Raw genomic sequence first — 15510 nt, 5'->3', positions numbered from 1 at the left:
ACAAGCTGCCGGCCGATTCATCTCGCCGTTGCGATCGGCATGCGGAAGAAAGCGCAACCGTCTCGTGCCGAGATACGAAGGCGAAGTTACGCGACTGCCTTGCATGCCCGAGGGCCATCACGCCTAGGTGAGAGGACTTGTCTCCGGTCAGCCGTTGAGCGCGCGCGAACGACGCCGAACCGAACACTAGCCGTGTGCGAGCCGGCATGGCTCCGTCGAGGTGCCATCTAATCCATGCTGATCACACCCATCACGATCTAATGCGGCAGCACGGACCGTAACAAGGGATGACGAGTTGCGTCAGCAAGATCGCTACCACGTCGTTGGTTGGGCGAGGCCAGTGCAGTGACCGCGCATTGGCAATTGTAGGCGGAGCAACACCTAGGTCCGTCAGGCTGGACAAGTTCTGTCGCAGTCCTGTTATCTGGCACGGCAAAATGTCGCAGAAGCGTTCAGATGGCGGGAGCTTGACGCGAAAGACGCGCTTGATAATGACCGTTAAAAAGCTCCGGCTCTTTTGCCCGGCTGGCATCTTTTCAGGGCGGCTGCCGGGGGGGGGGCGAAGCGGGACAAGGTCTGCGCACTGGAGATCGCCCTTGAAAGTTCCGGCTCGTGTCAAGTCGGCTGTGTCTTCGAACTACGAGAAATGTGGCTGCGCTTGCATTTGACGCGTCTTCGAATGGCTGTGGTTAAGATCCGGGACCTATCTCATCGTGCGTCGATAGTGGTGGAAACGTTGGGCTGGTTGAGCCGGGCCTGCAGCGTCGCGTGCTCCAGCTCGTCCTCCCACCAAGATATGAACACGGCCGCGATGCCATTGCCGGTGATGTTAGTAAGGGCGCGCACCTCGCTCATGAACTTATCGATCGAAAACACGATTGCCATGCCCGGCACCAGCGCTGGATTGACCACCGACAACGTCGCAGCGAGCGTGATGAAGCCCGCGCCGGTGACGCCGCTTGCTCCCTTCGACGTCAGCATTGCAACGAGCAGGATGGTGAGCTGCTGGCCAAAGGTGAGCTCGACCCCGAGTGCCTGGGCAATGAACAATGTCGCAAGTGTCATATAGATATTGGTGCCGTCGAGGTTGAAGGAGTAGCCAGTTGGCACCACCAGGCCGACCACGGGCTTGGAGCAGCCCAGCCGTTCGAGCTTCTCCATTAATTGCGGCAGAGCGCTTTCAGAGGACGAAGTGCCGAGCACGATCAGAATCTCATCCTTGATATAGACAATGAACTTGAAGATTGAAAAGCCGACGAGGCGCGCGATCAAACCGAGCACCACCACAACAAACAGCGCCGCAGTCGCGTAAAACAGAGCGATCAGACCGATCAAATTGCCGAGTGCTGCCGGCCCGAACTTGCCGACGGTGAAGGCCATGGCGCCGAAGGCGCCGATCGGAGCCGCTTTCATGATGATAGCGATTACGCCGAACACCGCGTGCGCGACGTCGTCGATCATGCCGCGCAGACGCTCCCCACGCTTTCCGAGCGCCATCAACGAAAAGCCGAATAGAATCGCGAACAAGAGAACCTGCAGAACATCGCCGCGAGCGAAGGCGCCCACCACGGTGTCGGGAATGATGTTGAGAAAGAAATCGACGGTCTTCGAGGCTTCCGCCTGCTTCACGTAATTGGCGACCGCCGCAGCATCCGGCTTGAGCGCAAGACCATGGCCGATTTGGACCAGATTGCCCATAACAAGGCCCAACAACAAGGCAAAGCTGGAGACGATCTCGAAATAGACCAGCGCCTTGACGCCGACGCGCCCGACTTTCTTCGCATCCTGAATATGCGCAATACCGGATGTAACGGTGCAGAAAATAATCGGCGCGATCACCATCTTGATTAGCTTGATGAATCCGTCACCAAGCGCCTTGACCCAGTCGTTGGTCGCGACGGACGGCCATAGGCAGCCGACCATGGCGCCAATCAAAATCGCAATCAGCACCTGCACGTAGAGAATCTTATACCAAGTTTGCGACGCGCGCGCGGGCGCCGCAGTTGACATGGTGGTCATGACGCTTCCTTCCCGAATATAGTCGAATGTGAGCCGCCGCGTCTTTGAGAGGCGACAGCGTCATACGAGACTCATTTTAGCCGTGTGCGATTGAAGACGGTTCCGAGAGTCGGCGCGTCGTTCCAAAGGCAGGCGAGTTGCGTTTATCCTTTCTCTTAAGCAAGATCTGCACCAGATGCCCAAAGTGCGCCGACTAAGCAGTGGCGGACAAACCGTCTGTCTCCGGCGGCATGGGTTTGAGTGCTCGGACCGCGTTCGCAAGGTCGAACAAAAAGTTCTAGCGTGACTCGTAACTTCATCGGCTGGGCGCATTAGCGGAGTACACGTCTCGGCCCCGAAGCTCTAGCGGGATCGATATACGCCGACTGCTGAGATGGATGCAACAGTACGTGACATCGGTAAAATTCATAGTTTGGATCGTAGGCATCCACGCGATGGAAGCCTGGCTTAGGAACTCGATTGCGCGGAAGAATCTTTGATCAATGCACTGCGCTGTCGCTAACGGCAAGGCTCGTTCACGGGGCATTGTCTCCAGGCCTGTGCTAGCGCTGCGCATTAGGCAGGTTGGTCGGCAGGCGGCCTTCGCTCTCGGCTCCTCGTGCCTTTTGCCGCGTCGCAGAAGCAGCTTACAGCTAGATCGTTCCCGTTACTTACGGCAGTCTTGCTGAGATCCGTTCCATTGCCAGCGCGGCGAGTGCGGCGGTTGAGCCATCGACGAATCAAACAAGCATGTCTGGGGGCGTCAAAATCTGCCCTTCGTTGCGCGGCGTGTCGCTGTCTGCTCGGCAACAAAGATGCCAGAAATCTGACAGAGCGTTAGGTTCACGCCAGGGTGACGTCGCCGTCTATGCGAATTTCGCACGTTGAGCATAGAACGCGCCACAGTTCGCACGCGGCACAGCAATTGCTGATGACGAACGAGGAGCTTCCGCCGTCGGATGGATGGAAGTGACCCAGTCACAGGAGTTGCCGATGAGGCTTGCGATGCTGCTGTTGCTCGCAGAAACGACGCGCGATGTGGCGGCCGCCACGAAGTGCCGCGCGACTAAAGGGCGATCCGCGCCACATCCCTGGACGAGCCGGACGTGCAGGCGCTCACTCTGCCGACACGGCGACCTGCTCGCACTTTTGGGCTGATCCACATGGATGTCTTTTCGGCAGAGATTTCGCAGTCAGTTGCGCTCACGATTGAGCTCGCCAGCGTGACGACCGTGATCCTCCTCCTGATTGGTGTCCCCCTCGCTTGGTGGCTGGCGCGCTCAAAGACTCTTTTGAGCGAGGCGGTGGCGACGATGATCGCCCTGCCGCTAGTGCTACCGCCTACGGCTCTCGGTTTTTGCGTACTCGTGTTGCTCGGCCCCAACGGACCGGGTGGCGTCCTCGCCCCTTTGTGGGGCGAGCGCACGCTCGCTTTTACCTTCGCAGGAATCGTGGTCGGATCGGTCCTCTCGGCGCTGCCGTTGGTGGTGCAGCCGATCCGTAACGCCTTTGTTGCGATAGGCGATTGCCCGTTGAAAACTACAGGGCGCGTTTCGTCGTTGTATGCCTTCATTACCATCAGCGGGCCGCTGGCGCGACTGGAGTTTGTTAAAGCTGCCGTGATTGGGTTTTCTCATACGATCGGCACATTCGGCGCCGTGATGATGATCGGCGGCAACATTCCTGGGCGCACCAAGGTCTTGTCAGCCCACGTCTTAGACTACGTCCAAGCGTCTCGCTGGCGCGAGGCGAGTGTGGTTGCCGGCGGTATGGTGATGTTCGCCTTTGCGGCTATCTTCACCTTAGCCCTGATCGACAGACACTGTGTCAAGAGAGGCATTGAACCGTCCTAGGCTTGCCCGCCGGACACATCCGATCACGACCGAGCAGCAGTATTGCAAGCCGGATCTGCAACCACCGCGCACAGAACGCTTTTACTGGCGGTCTCGCGAACGAAGAACTCGTCTAGCGAGTTCACCTGGACCGGCGCCTACGGGACACAATTGTTCTGCGACCCAAAGGAGCATCTCGTGGTGGACGGCAGCGCCCGGCCGGATCGCGCTAGTGCTTCAATAACGAGATCGCCTCCGCTATCGAGAAGAAGCTCTTGTAAGCGGGTTTGGTATCGCGATGCGCCAAGACGATCGCGCATTGCTATCGATCGGCTCGCGCGATGAACGCTCCTGTAATAGCTCTGAACATCCAGGCTCTCGCCTAAAATAGTGCAGCGATGCGGTGCGGCGAGCCGCTTTGAATGAAGGCAGAGCGGGTCGATCAGACCTAAAAAGCGAACGCTGCGTGCGCCTCGGGGCTCACATTGCGGCTTCTCTTCGTCGCTCGACAGCCGCTTTGGTACGGGCTGCTTGCGCAGTTGCGACTATGAGCGGCTTTAAGCGCCCCAGGGGCAGTGCGGTCCCCGTCAACTGCACCAATTCTATTCAACAATCGGCATGAGGCGTGAGTGTCGCGTCGTGCAAGAGCGAGCAGGACGTAGTCACCGTGCAGTGATGAACCATCGTGTCGCTCTGTTGAACTGATCACATCGATGTCCAAAACCGGACACCATTAGCATGACAGATCAATGGCGCAGCTCGTGGCTCGCTGGCTGGTTTCGACTGTCATCAAATCCAGAAGCGGTGGCGTGCCATCTGTCAAGTGTTTCGCTTCTGTGGCTTGTTTCTTGCTGAACGTCAGTAATTCGTTTCGGTCGACGACAACTCACATGGAAGGCTTAATGGGTGGTGCAACAGAAACGTTCTACAGCGTGATCAGACGTCAGGGTATCACGCGTCGTAGTTTCCACAAATTCTGCAGTTTGACTGCCGCGAGCTTGGGACTTGGTCCGCTCGCCGCAGGCAGAATTGCCAACGCCCTAGAGACCAAACCGCGTGTGCCCGTCATCTGGCTGCACGGGCTCGAGTGTACCTGCTGCTCGGAAAGCTTTATCCGCTCGGCCCATCCATTGATCAAGGACGCGCTGCTGTCGATGATTTCGCTCGACTATGACGATACGATCATGGCGGCGGCAGGACACCAGGCCGAAGCCATCCTGGAGGAAACTCGTGCCAAGTACAAAGGCAGGTATGTGCTCGCCGTCCAAGGCAATCCGCCGCTGAACGAGGGTGGCATGTTCTGCATTGACGGCGGCAAGCCGTTCGTTGAAAAGCTCAGGTCCATGGCGGAAGAGTCCATGGCGGTCATCGCTTGGGGCACGTGCGCGTCCTGGGGATGCGTGCAAGCGGCCAAGCCCAATCCGACTGGCGCGGCGCCGATCGATAAGGTGATCACCAACAAGCCGATCATCAAGGTGCCCGGGTGCCCTCCTATCGCAGAGGTTATGAGTGGCCTCGTGACTTTCATGACCACGTTCGGAAAGCTTCCGGAGCTCGATCGCCAAGGCCGTCCGAGTATGTTCTATTCCGAGCGGATTCACGACAAGTGCTATCGGCGTTCCCATTTCGACGCTGGCCAATTCGTCGAAGAGTGGGACGATGAGTACGCACGCAAGGGCTATTGCCTGTACAAGATGGGCTGCAAGGGACCAACCACCTACAATGCCTGTTCGGCCATTCGTTGGAACGGCGGCGTTTCATTTCCGATTCAATCCGGCCACGGCTGCTTCGGCTGCTCCGAAGACGGCTTCTGGGATAAGGGATCATTTTACGACCGCCTCACAACCATCAAGCAGTTCGGCATCGAGGCGAACGCCGACCAGATCGGCATGGCCGCTGCCGGCGTAGTTGGGCTAACCGTCGCTGCCCACGCGGCGCTCACCGCCGCGAAGCGGTTGACCCACAAGCGGGATCGCGCAGCCCACAAAAGCAAATCGACTTGAGGAGGGGGCGACGGTGGCCGTCCAGACACCGAATGGGTTCAATCTCGATCGTTCCGGCAGGCGAATCGTCATCGATCCGCTGACGCGGATCGAAGGCCACCTGCGTGTCGAAGCCAATCTCGATTCAGACAATGTGATCCGCAATGCGGTCTCAAGCGGCACGATGTGGCGTGGCATCGAAGTTATCCTACGCGGGCGCGATCCGCGCGACGCCTGGGCGTTCACCGAGCGGATTTGCGGGGTATGCACCGGAACCCATGCGCTCACCTCCGTGCGCGCGGTTGAAAATGCACTAGGAATTGCGATTCCGGAGAATGCCAATTCGATCCGCAACATCATGCAGCTGTGCCTGCTCGTGCATGATCACCTCGTACATTTCTATCACCTGCACGCGCTGGATTGGGTCGACGTGGTCTCCGCGCTCAAGGCCGATCCCAAGTCGACCTCCGCGCTCGCGCAGTCTATCTCGCCCTGGCCGCTGTCGTCCCCTGGCTATTTTAAGGATTTGCAGATCCGGCTCACCAAATTCTTCGGATCAGGGCAACTCGGTCCGTTCAAGAATGGCTATTGGGGGCATCCGGCCTACAAGCTGCCACCGGAAGCGAACCTGATGGCTGTAGCGCATTATCTGGAAGCGCTCGACTTCCAGAAGGAGATCGTCAAGATCCAAGCTATCTATGGTGGCAAGAACCCGCATCCGAACTGGCTGGTCGGCGGCGTGCCCTGCGCGATCAACATCGACGGAACTGGTGCGGTGGGTGCGATCAATATGGAGCGATTGAACATCGTGTCCTCGATCGTCGACCGTTCGATCGAGTTTGTCGAACAGGTCTACCTGCCCGACATTGCCACGATCTGCTCGTTCTATAAGGACTGGCTCCATGGCGGCGGACTTTCGAGCAAAAGCGTGATGTCCTATGGCGACATCCCCGAAAACGCAAATGACTGTTCAGCCAAAAGCCTCAAGCTGCCGCGCGGGGTCATTCTTGGTGGCAATCTCAAGGAGATACTGCCGATCGACCATGGTGATCCCGAGCAGATTCAGGAATTCGTCGCGCATTCATGGTATAAATACCCCAGCGATTGCTGCGGACTGCATCCCTGGGACGGTATCACCGATCCGAGTTTTGAACTTGGGCCAAAACTCAAAGGCAGCAAGACAGATATCAGGGAACTCGACGAGGGCGGCAAGTATTCCTGGATCAAAGCGCCGCGCTGGCACGGCCACGCCGTGGAGGTCGGGCCGTTAGCGCGATACATCATCGGTTATGCGCAAGACAAAACCGAGTTCAAGGAGCCCGCCGAGAGACTGCTCAAGGGGCTCAATCTTCCCCTGACTGCGCTGTTCTCGACGCTTGGCCGTACTGCGGCGCGGGCGCTCGAATGCCAGTGGGCGGCGCATCAGATGCGTTATTTCCAGGATAAGCTGGTAATCCACATCAAGGCAGGCAATACGGCAACAGCCGATGTCAGCAGGTGGAAGCCGGAAACCTGGCGCAAGGAGGCCAAGGGCTACGGGTTCACTGAGGCGCCGCGCGGTGCGCTTGGGCACTGGATCAAGATCAGGGACGCCAAGATCGACAATTATCAATGTGTTGTGCCGACGACGTGGAATGGATCTCCTCGCGATCCCAAGGGCAATATTGGCGCCTTTGAAGCCTCCCTGATCGGTACCCCGATGGCCGATCCGCAGCGGCCCCTGGAGATCTTGCGCACGATCCATTCCTTTGATCCATGCTTGGCTTGCTCGACCCATGTGATGAGTCCTGATGGCCAGGAAATGGCTTCAGTCAATGTTCGTTAGGGGCATGCCGGACAGGGCTCGGAAGCTCCTTGCCGCCGTCGATGCGGCACCGACTGAAGGCAGGATCGGCGGTGGCATCGCCTCCGGGCCGGTGCGACTGTGGCATTGGGTCAATGCCGCGACCATTCTGATGCTGAGTTTAACCGGCTATCTCATTGGAACCGGGACACCGGCGATGTCGGGAGAGGCAACCGGCAATTTCCTGTTCGGCTACATCCGCTTTGCTCATTTCTCGGCGGGATATGTGCTCAGTACCGGCTTTCTTCTGCGAATCTACTGGGCTTTAATGGGAAATGCGCATGCCATGCAGATCTTTTGGGTGCCGCTCTGGCGCAGGTGCTTTTGGCGCGAGGTCTACCACGAGATTCGCTCGTATGCGTTCCTTACAGTTGAGCCCGAGAGGCGCGTCGGGCGCAACCGTCTTGCTCAGCTCGCAATGTTCTTTATGTTTACGCAGACGATCACGTTCATGGTTGTCACAGGATTTGCACTTTATGGGCAAGGTGCAGGCACTGACAGCTGGCAGTACAAGCTGTTCAGCTGGGTATTTTCAATTTGGCCGAACAGTCAGGACGTCCATACCTGGCATCATCTCGGCCTGTGGGTGATCGTGACCTTTGCGCTGGTCCACATCTACGCGGTGATCCGTGAAGACTCATGTCGCGCCGGAGCATCTAGTCCATCGGGTGAGCGCGGGTGTCGCGATTGACTGGGAGGCGGATGCTGAATCCGGAAAACAAGAAGAGGATTCTGGTGCTCGGCATCGGCAATATCTTGTGGGCCGATGAGGGATTTGGCGTGCGGGTGGTCGAGGAGTTTCATCGCCGCTATGCCATCGATGACAACGTCACCGTTCTCGATGGCGGCACACAGGGGCTCTACCTCATCAGTTTTCTTGAGCAGGCCGATTGCCTGATCGTGTTCGATGCTATCGACTATGGATTACTGCCCGGGCAGTTGAAGCTTGTGCGAGATGACGAAGTGCCAAAATTTACCGCCGCCAAGAAGGTCAGCCTGCATCAGACCGGCTTTCAGGAGGTCTTGAGTGCGGCCGACCTGCTTGGCCGCCGCCCGCGAGAGCTCGCTCTCATCGGCTGTCAGCCGCTGGACCTGGAGCATTGGGGCGGTCCGCTGACCGCCCCGGTACGCTTTCAGATTGCGCCTGCGATTGAACTGGCTTGCAAACTCCTGGCGCAGTGGGACTCGCCGGCAAAACCGCGGACCGCGCCGCTGCCTGCATCAGAACGACTATTGGCGAACAATATCGACCATGCAAATTATGAGATGAGGACGCAGCCGATCTAGCGGCCCGCGAGTGACCATGTGCCTTGGATTGCCAATGACGATTCTCGAGACCGACGGCATCACGGCGCTGTGCGAGTATGGCGATAAACAGCGGCGCGTCTCGGTCATGCTGCTCTCGGACGCCGTGGTCGGCGCAAAGGTGCTCGTTCATATCGACAGCGCGGTGCGGCTTTTGGATGAAAATGAAGCAACGCTGATCTCGCAAGCACTGGACGGGCTTGAGGCCAGCCTCAACGGCCAGGACTGCGATCCCTTCTTTGCGGACTTAATCGGTCATGAGCCGCAATTGCCGGAGCACCTACGCTAGCGATTCCGCTTGCGGATATTGCGCCGATTGCTTGCTCACACATTGGCTTCCAGTCGCACGTAACCTTTGCATGGAAAATGTCAGGCGCTTCGAGCCTCTGGTTCGAGGGGGAGACGCGGCCAGACGATGATTGGCATGCACCTTGCTAATAGCCTGTTAGCAGAACCGAAGATTTTCAGAAGGCGTGTGATGAAGTTGCAGCCGGCGCAGCGTGGTCTTTCGCGGCCCGCTCCATCCGAGGTGAGGGGCGTCAGCGGAGGTGCGTGCCTAGTCGCACACGCTCCCGTGAGGGCGGACGTGATGCCGCAGTCACCGGCCGATCTCCTATATTTGCTCCGAATCATCAAGCCCGCGTACTTCCGTCCTGAAATGGTCAACTCGTTTCGGCGGCGCATGCAAGGCGCAGTGCCTGCGGGCGGCGTTGGTGGCGAACTGGTCGGCCGGCTCGGCCTGCGCGGCCCGTCGAGCCCGAGCCTGCGCCGTCGGCGCAATACACTCCGCGTGATCGGCAAGAGACCGGTCCGTTTGGTCAGGATCAGCCGCATCTCGGTACCGATCGTTCGGCCACACGCCGGCAGCACTTGTGTCGGCAAGGGCATTGCTCCTCGAGACAGCCAACGGAACATCGCATGATGAAAACAGCGCTCCGCGTTGCATCGGACGGCGCCGAGCGGGTGGCGAGCAAGCTTGCCATGGGCTCTGGGAGCCTCGATGTATTCAATGGCGGGTCGAGGAGTGCGCTCGCCAGCGGTTGGCGCGATGGCGACGGGCTTGCAAGGAACTATCCAAATGCCACCGCGCTCTTATCGAATGCCGCTGCTGCCGTTGCCAGCCAGAGAAGGGGCGCTCGGACGCAACAGTACGGACTCGCGAATCTCAGCGATCCCGAGCGCAAGCTGATTGGCGAAGTGCTCGGAGAAGGTGAGATTGCTGGCGTGGTTGCGCTGCCAGATGGCACTTTGGCGCAAATCCGGGAGTCCGTGCTTGCGGGAATCTGGCGCGTGCGCATCGGGACCGATCCGGCGCACGAATATGTCGAGGTCGGAGCGATTCCGCAAATTGTCCGGCGCGCCGCAAGTGACCTGACGTCCGCCGATATTGTGATCCGCGCGGCGCCGGACGGCGCGATGAACGTGCAACCTTTGCTCGCGGAAATACGCGAGCGGTCGCGCGTCTGGCGGTTTGGCATGCGCGCTCACGTCATCAATCTCACGTTGCTGCCGATGAGCGTTATCGATCTGGCATTCCTGCAGCTCAGCCTGGGCAATGGCCCGGTCCAGCTCATCTTCCGCGGTTACGGAACGTGCCGAGTGCAGGCGACTGGGATCAGGAACGTCTGGTCGGTGCAGTTCTTCAATTCTACGAACAACATCATCCTTGATACGCTGGAGGTCGGCGGCGTGCCGATTGTTGCGTTGGCTGCCGACGAGGATTTCCAGGACTCTGCCGAACGCATGCAGGAAATTATTAAGGCGTACGTCACATGAAGAGCTTGGAGAACGTTCGGCGTCCGGGGGGATCCCGTAGACGGCGCGTGCGCAGCGACCGCCGGCATACCTTGCGCAGGATGTTTGCGGAGCGGTGCGCATGAGCCTTGCTGCCCACAACAAGATCGATGTCACCGTATCGCTTGCTGCCGACGTAGTCGCCGCGGTCGAGATCCTGCCGCGAGTCCGGCCGCCGCTGGGGCAGCTGTTCGCTGGCAAACAAGCTTCGTCGCTGCTTAAGGTGCTGCCGCGGCTCTTCGCATTGTGTGCCGCTGCGCAGCAAACCGCACTGCTGTCCGCGATCGAGACGGCGCGCGACGAAGTGATCACACGCACAACAAAACAGCATCGTATTGCGCTTATCGTTACCGAGCGCATCGCGGACTTGCTAAGGGGCCTCTTTGTCGGACATCTTGCGCAAGACGTCATCAGTGCGGCGGCAGTCCGCTCCGTGATGCGGGAAATCTCAGCGCTTGTCGGCACCACCCAGCCACCCTGGGGCTCCACTCAATGCGAAGCAACCGCGCGGATTGTGGCTGCGCTGGCCGCGCTCGGCATACCGAATGAGGGTGGCGCGCTGACATCCGGTAGCCCATTGGCGCTTCGCATTGCAGCACTTGATGAGATCGACCTGAAGTCAATTCCGGCGGAGCACTCGTTCCTGTCCGTCGCTGACGACCGCAACATCATTAAACGGCTGCTCGTGGATGACGCTACATTTTGCCATTGTCCCGATCTTGACGGACATGCGCCCGAGACGGGTCCATGGGCGCGCCAAATGGCGCGTGATCAACTCTCGCCGAGCCCCTCCGGAGCGGCCGAGCGGCTGAGGGCCAGAATTGCTGAAATCCTCCGGCTATGCGCCTGGCTCAAGGCCGGTGCTCAGATTGAGTCGGCGGAGCATGGGATTATCGAAAGATATAGGCTAGGGCCCGGCCGTGCAGCGGCCGCGGTCGAATGCGCCAGGGGGCGTCTCTACCAAGCGGTTGAGCTTGATCCTCAGGGCCGGATATCCCGCTTCGAATTCCTTGCGCCGACGGAGTGGAATTTCCACCGGCGCGGACCGCTTGTCCGCAGCCTGCAGGGCGCGGTGCTGACGGCTAGACGGCGTCGGGATGCAGTCCATGCAGTGATTGCATCGCTCGATCCGTGCGTCGGATTCACCCTCAATTTTCGCGAAATTGGCGATGCATGAAATGGCGATTTGTCTTGGCATCATTCAAATCATCGAGGAGGAGGCACGTCACCGATCGTTTTCGCGCGTACGGAGCGTCTGTCTAGAGATGGGAGCGCTGGGCCATGCTGCGCCTGAAGCGATCAGGTTCTGCTTTGCTGTCGTTGCAACGCGGACCGTTGCCGAGGGCGCGGTCCTTAATATCGTCGAACGGCCAGGCATTGTCTGGTGCATGAGCTGTTCGAAAAGCGTTGAAATTGCACGGCGCGGTGAGTGCTGTCCTCGCTGCGGCAGCTATCAGTTGCAGGTAACCGCGGGCGAACAGATGCGCGTGAAAGAGCTGGAGATCGATTGATGTGTACCGTTTGCGGCTGCACCGACGGGACGCCGTCGACCGAACGCGCCAAGGCGCATGACGCGGAGAGCCACGCGCGTTACTATGTTGATATGCAGGACGATTTCGATCGCGGTTACCATCCGCATGGCGACCAAGGCCTGCAGCGTTCATACCATGTTCGCGACAGTCATAGTCACGACCATCGCTTTGCCCATCACCAGGCTCATGGCGGGCAGGCGCTGCTGAGCGGCGGCGCCGGGCCGGCTGGCTTGAAGGCTGCGGGCATGAGCAGAGAGCGGGTCATTCAGATCGAGCGCGACATTCTTGGCAAGAATAATCGGATTGCGGCGGACAACCGCGCGCTCTTCGTAGCCGATGACCTGCTTGTATTTAATCTTCTGTCTAGTCCTGGTGCAGGTAAGACGACCCTGCTTGTCCGCGCCGTGTCCGAGCTCAAGCGCAGCCGTCCGGTCGGGGTCATCGAAGGCGACCAGCAGACCTCGAACGATGCCGAACGCATTCGGGCCGCCGGCGTGCCGTCCGTTCAAGTCAACACCGGCAAGGGTTGCCATCTCGATGCTGCAATGATTGGCGAGGCTCATCGGCGCTTGCCGCTGCTGATTGGCGGTATTCTCTTCATCGAGAACGTCGGTAATCTGATCTGTCCCGCAGCCTTCGATCTTGGTGAGGCCTGCAAGATCGTAGTTTTGTCGATTACCGAAGGTGAAGACAAGCCGCTCAAATATCCTGATATGTTTGCCGCTTCTTCGCTCATGGTGATCAACAAGATTGATCTAGCCCCGCTGCTCGAGTTCGATTTGGGTAAGACGATCGAATACGCCAGACGCGTCAATCCAAAGATTGACGTGCTTGTAGTTTCGGCTCGTACCGGCGAGGGTTTTGGCGCGCTCTACGCCTGGATCGATAGACAGGCGAGGCATCAGAGGCCCATCGTAGAGGACACAAGGCGATGAACGCCGCAACCTCCTGCGACCGAACACGGCTACGCGTGCGCGTGAGTGGGGCCGTGCAAGGGGTCGGCTTTCGTCCTTACGTCTATGGACTCGCTATGCGGTACGGATTGGCGGGATTTGTCATCAATGGCCCCGACGGTGTTACGATCGAGGTCGAGGGGCATCGGGCCTCGGAGTTTATCGCCACGTTGCCGCTCGAGGCGCCGCCATTGGCACGCATCGACCACATCTGCGTTCGGGAGACTGCGGCGCGCGCGGCGAAAGACTTTTCGATCGGCACGAGCGAAGGCGGCAAATTGTCAACGCAGATCGTCGCTGATGCTGCGGTCTGCCAGCAATGTCTCAGTGAGCTGTTCGATCCAGAAAATCGGCATTACCTTTACCCCTTCATCAGTTGCTGCCATTGCGGCCCACGCTACACCATCGCCGAACGGCTTCCCTACGATCGCCGCAACACCGTCATGAGGGTTTTTAGGCTGTGCGCCGCCTGCGCGGCCGAATATGGCGATCCGGAGAGCCGCAGGTTTCATGCGGAGGCGATCGCGTGTCCGACATGCGGTCCTCGGCTCAGCCATGAGATCAGCGCCATTGTCGCGGCAATCGCGGGTGGACAAATCGTGGCGATAAAGGGGCTGGGCGGATACCAGCTGCTTTGCGATGCGCGTAACCAGGACGCGGTGCAGCGTTTGCGCAGGAGAAAGCAGCGCCTTCAGAAGCCGTTCGCGGTTATGGTCGATTCGATAGAGCGCGTCAGCGAGATCGCGGAGGCGAACGCGCCCGAGCTTGCGCTGCTCGAATCCGTAGCACGTCCCATCGTCCTTCTGCCTTCGCGAAACAACCTGGCGCCCGACATAGCTCCTGGCTTGTCACGTGTGGGTGTCATGCTGCCTATAGTGCCGCTGCATCACCTCATCTTTCATGCGCTTCGCTCGGCAGGAGCATGGGCGGGGGCCGGCGCGGTCATCGTGGCTACCAGTGCCAATCCTGGCGGCGAACCGCTCCTGATCGACAACGCGCAGGCGCTGCGGCGGCTCGATGAGATCGCCGACCTTGTCGTGACCCATGACCGCGATATCCTGACGCGTGCTGATGACTCCGTGGTGTCAGTGGTGGCTGGCCGGCCACAATTCATTCGTCGTGCCCGTGGCTATGTTCCCGAACCCATCAGGCTTCCGAAGTCTGTGCCCCCCGTGCTCGCCGTCGGCGGCGCGCTGAAATCGACCATCACCATCACGCGGGACGACCAAGCGTTCGTCTCTCAGCATATTGGCGATCTGGATACGGCCGAAGGCGTTCGTGCGTTCGAGGAGACGATCCGACACCTCACATCGAGCCTTGACGTGGAGCCTGTCGTCGTCGCCCATGATCTGCATCCCGATATGGTTTCTACCCGGTTTGCGGAAGCAAATGGCCGCGAGCTGGTGGCTGTCCAACATCACCACGCACACGCTGCCGCAGTGATCGCCGAGCATGGCCATGCGGGACCTGCGCTTGCCCTGGTGCTCGATGGCCATGGCTTTGGTTCCGATGGCGGCAACTGGGGTGGCGAACTATTGTTGTGCGAAGGCCCGAGGTGCCGACGCATCGGGCACTTAGCGCCGCTGCAAATGCCTGGTGGAGATCGTGCAGCTCGCGAGCCGTGGCGCATGGCGAGCGCAGTACTACACGGGCTCGGCCGGTGTAATGAAATCGGGCCGCGCTTTGCGGCGCAACGGCGGGCTGGATGTGTGTCGGCCTTGCTCGATCAGCCGGGCGGGCCCACCACGACCAGTGCGGGCCGGTTGTTCGACGCGGCAGCGGCGCTGCTGGGGATTGCGAGTTTGCAGAGCTATGAGGGCGAAGCGGCGATGAAGCTCGAGGCGCTGGTGGGGCGGACTGCGATTCTCGAAGCCGGCTGGACGATCGACGGCGGCGTGCTGTCGCTTCGTCCGCTGTTTGCGCGGCTGATTGCAGATGACATTGACGCCGTGGGCGGAGCCGGGCTTTTTCATGGCACCTTCGCTGCCGCCTGCGTTGACTGGGTCACACGCTCTGCGCGGACAACCGGCGTTAATACTGTCGTTCTGAGCGGCGGCTGCTTCCTGAACGCGGTGCTGGCGGATGAGATCCCGCGCGGTTGCAGCGCTGCCGGCCTTACCCCGCTCGTGCCACGGCGGGTGCCGCCCAATGATGGCGGTTTGAGCCTTGGCCAGGCCTGGATTGCCGCTCTGCAGATTGCTCAACGGTCGTCCGCCAGGGAAGGAACAGCCTGATATGTGCCTTTCAGTGCCGGCAAGGATTGCGAAAATT

The 15510-nt window shown here is 59.6% G+C and carries 13 protein-coding genes; 12 read left to right on the top strand and 1 reads right to left on the bottom strand.

Annotation, left to right across the window (positions count from 1 at the left end):
- Positions 1-708: 708 nt before the first annotated feature.
- Positions 709-2019, bottom strand: coding sequence for a C4-dicarboxylate transporter DctA (gene dctA / locus I6F21_RS19575; RefSeq protein ID WP_225129623.1), 1311 nt, complete (start codon positions 2017-2019; stop codon positions 709-711).
- 1142 nt (positions 2020-3161) lie between these two features.
- Here dctA and I6F21_RS19570 point away from each other — a divergent pair.
- From I6F21_RS19570 to hypF, 12 genes are all read left to right on the top strand, one after another.
- The gene (locus I6F21_RS19570; RefSeq protein WP_225183368.1) at positions 3162-3851 is read left to right on the top strand and encodes a molybdenum ABC transporter permease; all 690 of its coding nucleotides are present in this window, start codon (positions 3162-3164) and stop codon (positions 3849-3851) included.
- An 881-nt stretch (positions 3852-4732) separates the two neighbouring features.
- Entirely contained in the window at positions 4733-5833 is a 1101-nt protein-coding gene (locus I6F21_RS19565; protein ID WP_225183384.1) for a hydrogenase small subunit, read from the top strand.
- Positions 5834-5846: 13 nt separating this feature from the next.
- Positions 5847-7637: a nickel-dependent hydrogenase large subunit gene (locus I6F21_RS19560; protein WP_225183367.1), complete on the top strand. Its 1791-nt coding sequence runs from the start codon at positions 5847-5849 to the stop codon at positions 7635-7637.
- Between the two features lie 4 nt (positions 7638-7641).
- Positions 7642-8346, top strand: coding sequence for a Ni/Fe-hydrogenase, b-type cytochrome subunit (gene cybH / locus I6F21_RS19555; RefSeq protein ID WP_225183383.1), 705 nt, complete (start codon positions 7642-7644; stop codon positions 8344-8346).
- A gap of 11 nt (positions 8347-8357) precedes the next feature.
- A complete protein-coding gene (locus I6F21_RS19550) occupies positions 8358-8942 on the top strand; it encodes a HyaD/HybD family hydrogenase maturation endopeptidase (protein WP_225183366.1) in 585 nt (194 codons plus the stop codon).
- 16 nt (positions 8943-8958) lie between these two features.
- On the top strand, positions 8959-9249 hold the full coding sequence (locus tag I6F21_RS19545) for a HypC/HybG/HupF family hydrogenase formation chaperone (RefSeq protein WP_225129618.1): 291 nt from the start codon (positions 8959-8961) through the stop codon (positions 9247-9249).
- Between the two features lie 300 nt (positions 9250-9549).
- Positions 9550-9882 (top strand): hypothetical protein, encoded by a 333-nt coding sequence (locus tag I6F21_RS19540; protein ID WP_225129616.1) that lies wholly within the window; start codon positions 9550-9552, stop codon positions 9880-9882.
- Positions 9882-10736, top strand: a complete 855-nt coding sequence (locus tag I6F21_RS19535; RefSeq protein WP_225183382.1) for a hydrogenase expression/formation protein — start codon at positions 9882-9884, stop codon at positions 10734-10736. Before I6F21_RS19540 ends, I6F21_RS19535 begins: the two co-directional genes overlap by 1 nt.
- 100 nt (positions 10737-10836) lie before the next feature.
- Positions 10837-11931, top strand: a complete 1095-nt coding sequence (locus I6F21_RS19530) for a hypothetical protein (protein WP_225183365.1) — start codon at positions 10837-10839, stop codon at positions 11929-11931.
- Positions 11924-12265 (top strand): hydrogenase maturation nickel metallochaperone HypA, encoded by a 342-nt coding sequence (hypA, locus tag I6F21_RS19525; RefSeq protein ID WP_225129612.1) that lies wholly within the window; start codon positions 11924-11926, stop codon positions 12263-12265. Before I6F21_RS19530 ends, hypA begins: the two co-directional genes overlap by 8 nt.
- Entirely contained in the window at positions 12265-13221 is a 957-nt protein-coding gene (gene hypB / locus I6F21_RS19520) for a hydrogenase nickel incorporation protein HypB (protein WP_225183364.1), read from the top strand. Before hypA ends, hypB begins: the two co-directional genes overlap by 1 nt.
- On the top strand, positions 13218-15473 hold the full coding sequence (gene hypF, locus I6F21_RS19515; protein WP_225183363.1) for a carbamoyltransferase HypF: 2256 nt from the start codon (positions 13218-13220) through the stop codon (positions 15471-15473). Before hypB ends, hypF begins: the two co-directional genes overlap by 4 nt.
- The last annotated feature ends 37 nt before the right edge of the window (positions 15474-15510 follow it).

Origin of the sequence: Bradyrhizobium sp. NBAIM03 (genome assembly GCF_020194055.1) — a bacterium.
Classification (GTDB): Bacteria; Pseudomonadota; Alphaproteobacteria; order Rhizobiales; family Xanthobacteraceae; genus Bradyrhizobium; species Bradyrhizobium yuanmingense.
Note: the sequence above shows the minus strand (reverse complement) of the source record. Positions and strands in the feature narration are given on the sequence as shown.

Bases quoted from the DNA above. Each gene is read 5' to 3' on its own strand.
- dctA (WP_225129623.1), bottom strand. From the start codon at position 2,019: ATGACCACCATGTCAACTGCGGCGCCCGCGCGCGCGTCGCAAACTTGG.
- I6F21_RS19570 (WP_225183368.1), top strand. From the start codon at position 3,162: ATGGATGTCTTTTCGGCAGAGATTTCGCAGTCAGTTGCGCTCACGATT.
- I6F21_RS19565 (WP_225183384.1), top strand. From the start codon at position 4,733: ATGGGTGGTGCAACAGAAACGTTCTACAGCGTGATCAGACGTCAGGGT.
- cybH (WP_225183383.1), top strand. From the start codon at position 7,642: ATGCCGGACAGGGCTCGGAAGCTCCTTGCCGCCGTCGATGCGGCACCG.
- I6F21_RS19550 (WP_225183366.1), top strand. From the start codon at position 8,358: ATGCTGAATCCGGAAAACAAGAAGAGGATTCTGGTGCTCGGCATCGGC.
- I6F21_RS19545 (WP_225129618.1), top strand. From the start codon at position 8,959: ATGTGCCTTGGATTGCCAATGACGATTCTCGAGACCGACGGCATCACG.
- I6F21_RS19540 (WP_225129616.1), top strand. From the start codon at position 9,550: ATGCCGCAGTCACCGGCCGATCTCCTATATTTGCTCCGAATCATCAAG.
- I6F21_RS19535 (WP_225183382.1), top strand. From the start codon at position 9,882: ATGAAAACAGCGCTCCGCGTTGCATCGGACGGCGCCGAGCGGGTGGCG.
- I6F21_RS19530 (WP_225183365.1), top strand. From the start codon at position 10,837: ATGAGCCTTGCTGCCCACAACAAGATCGATGTCACCGTATCGCTTGCT.
- hypA (WP_225129612.1), top strand. From the start codon at position 11,924: ATGCATGAAATGGCGATTTGTCTTGGCATCATTCAAATCATCGAGGAG.
- hypB (WP_225183364.1), top strand. From the start codon at position 12,265: ATGTGTACCGTTTGCGGCTGCACCGACGGGACGCCGTCGACCGAACGC.
- hypF (WP_225183363.1), top strand. From the start codon at position 13,218: ATGAACGCCGCAACCTCCTGCGACCGAACACGGCTACGCGTGCGCGTG.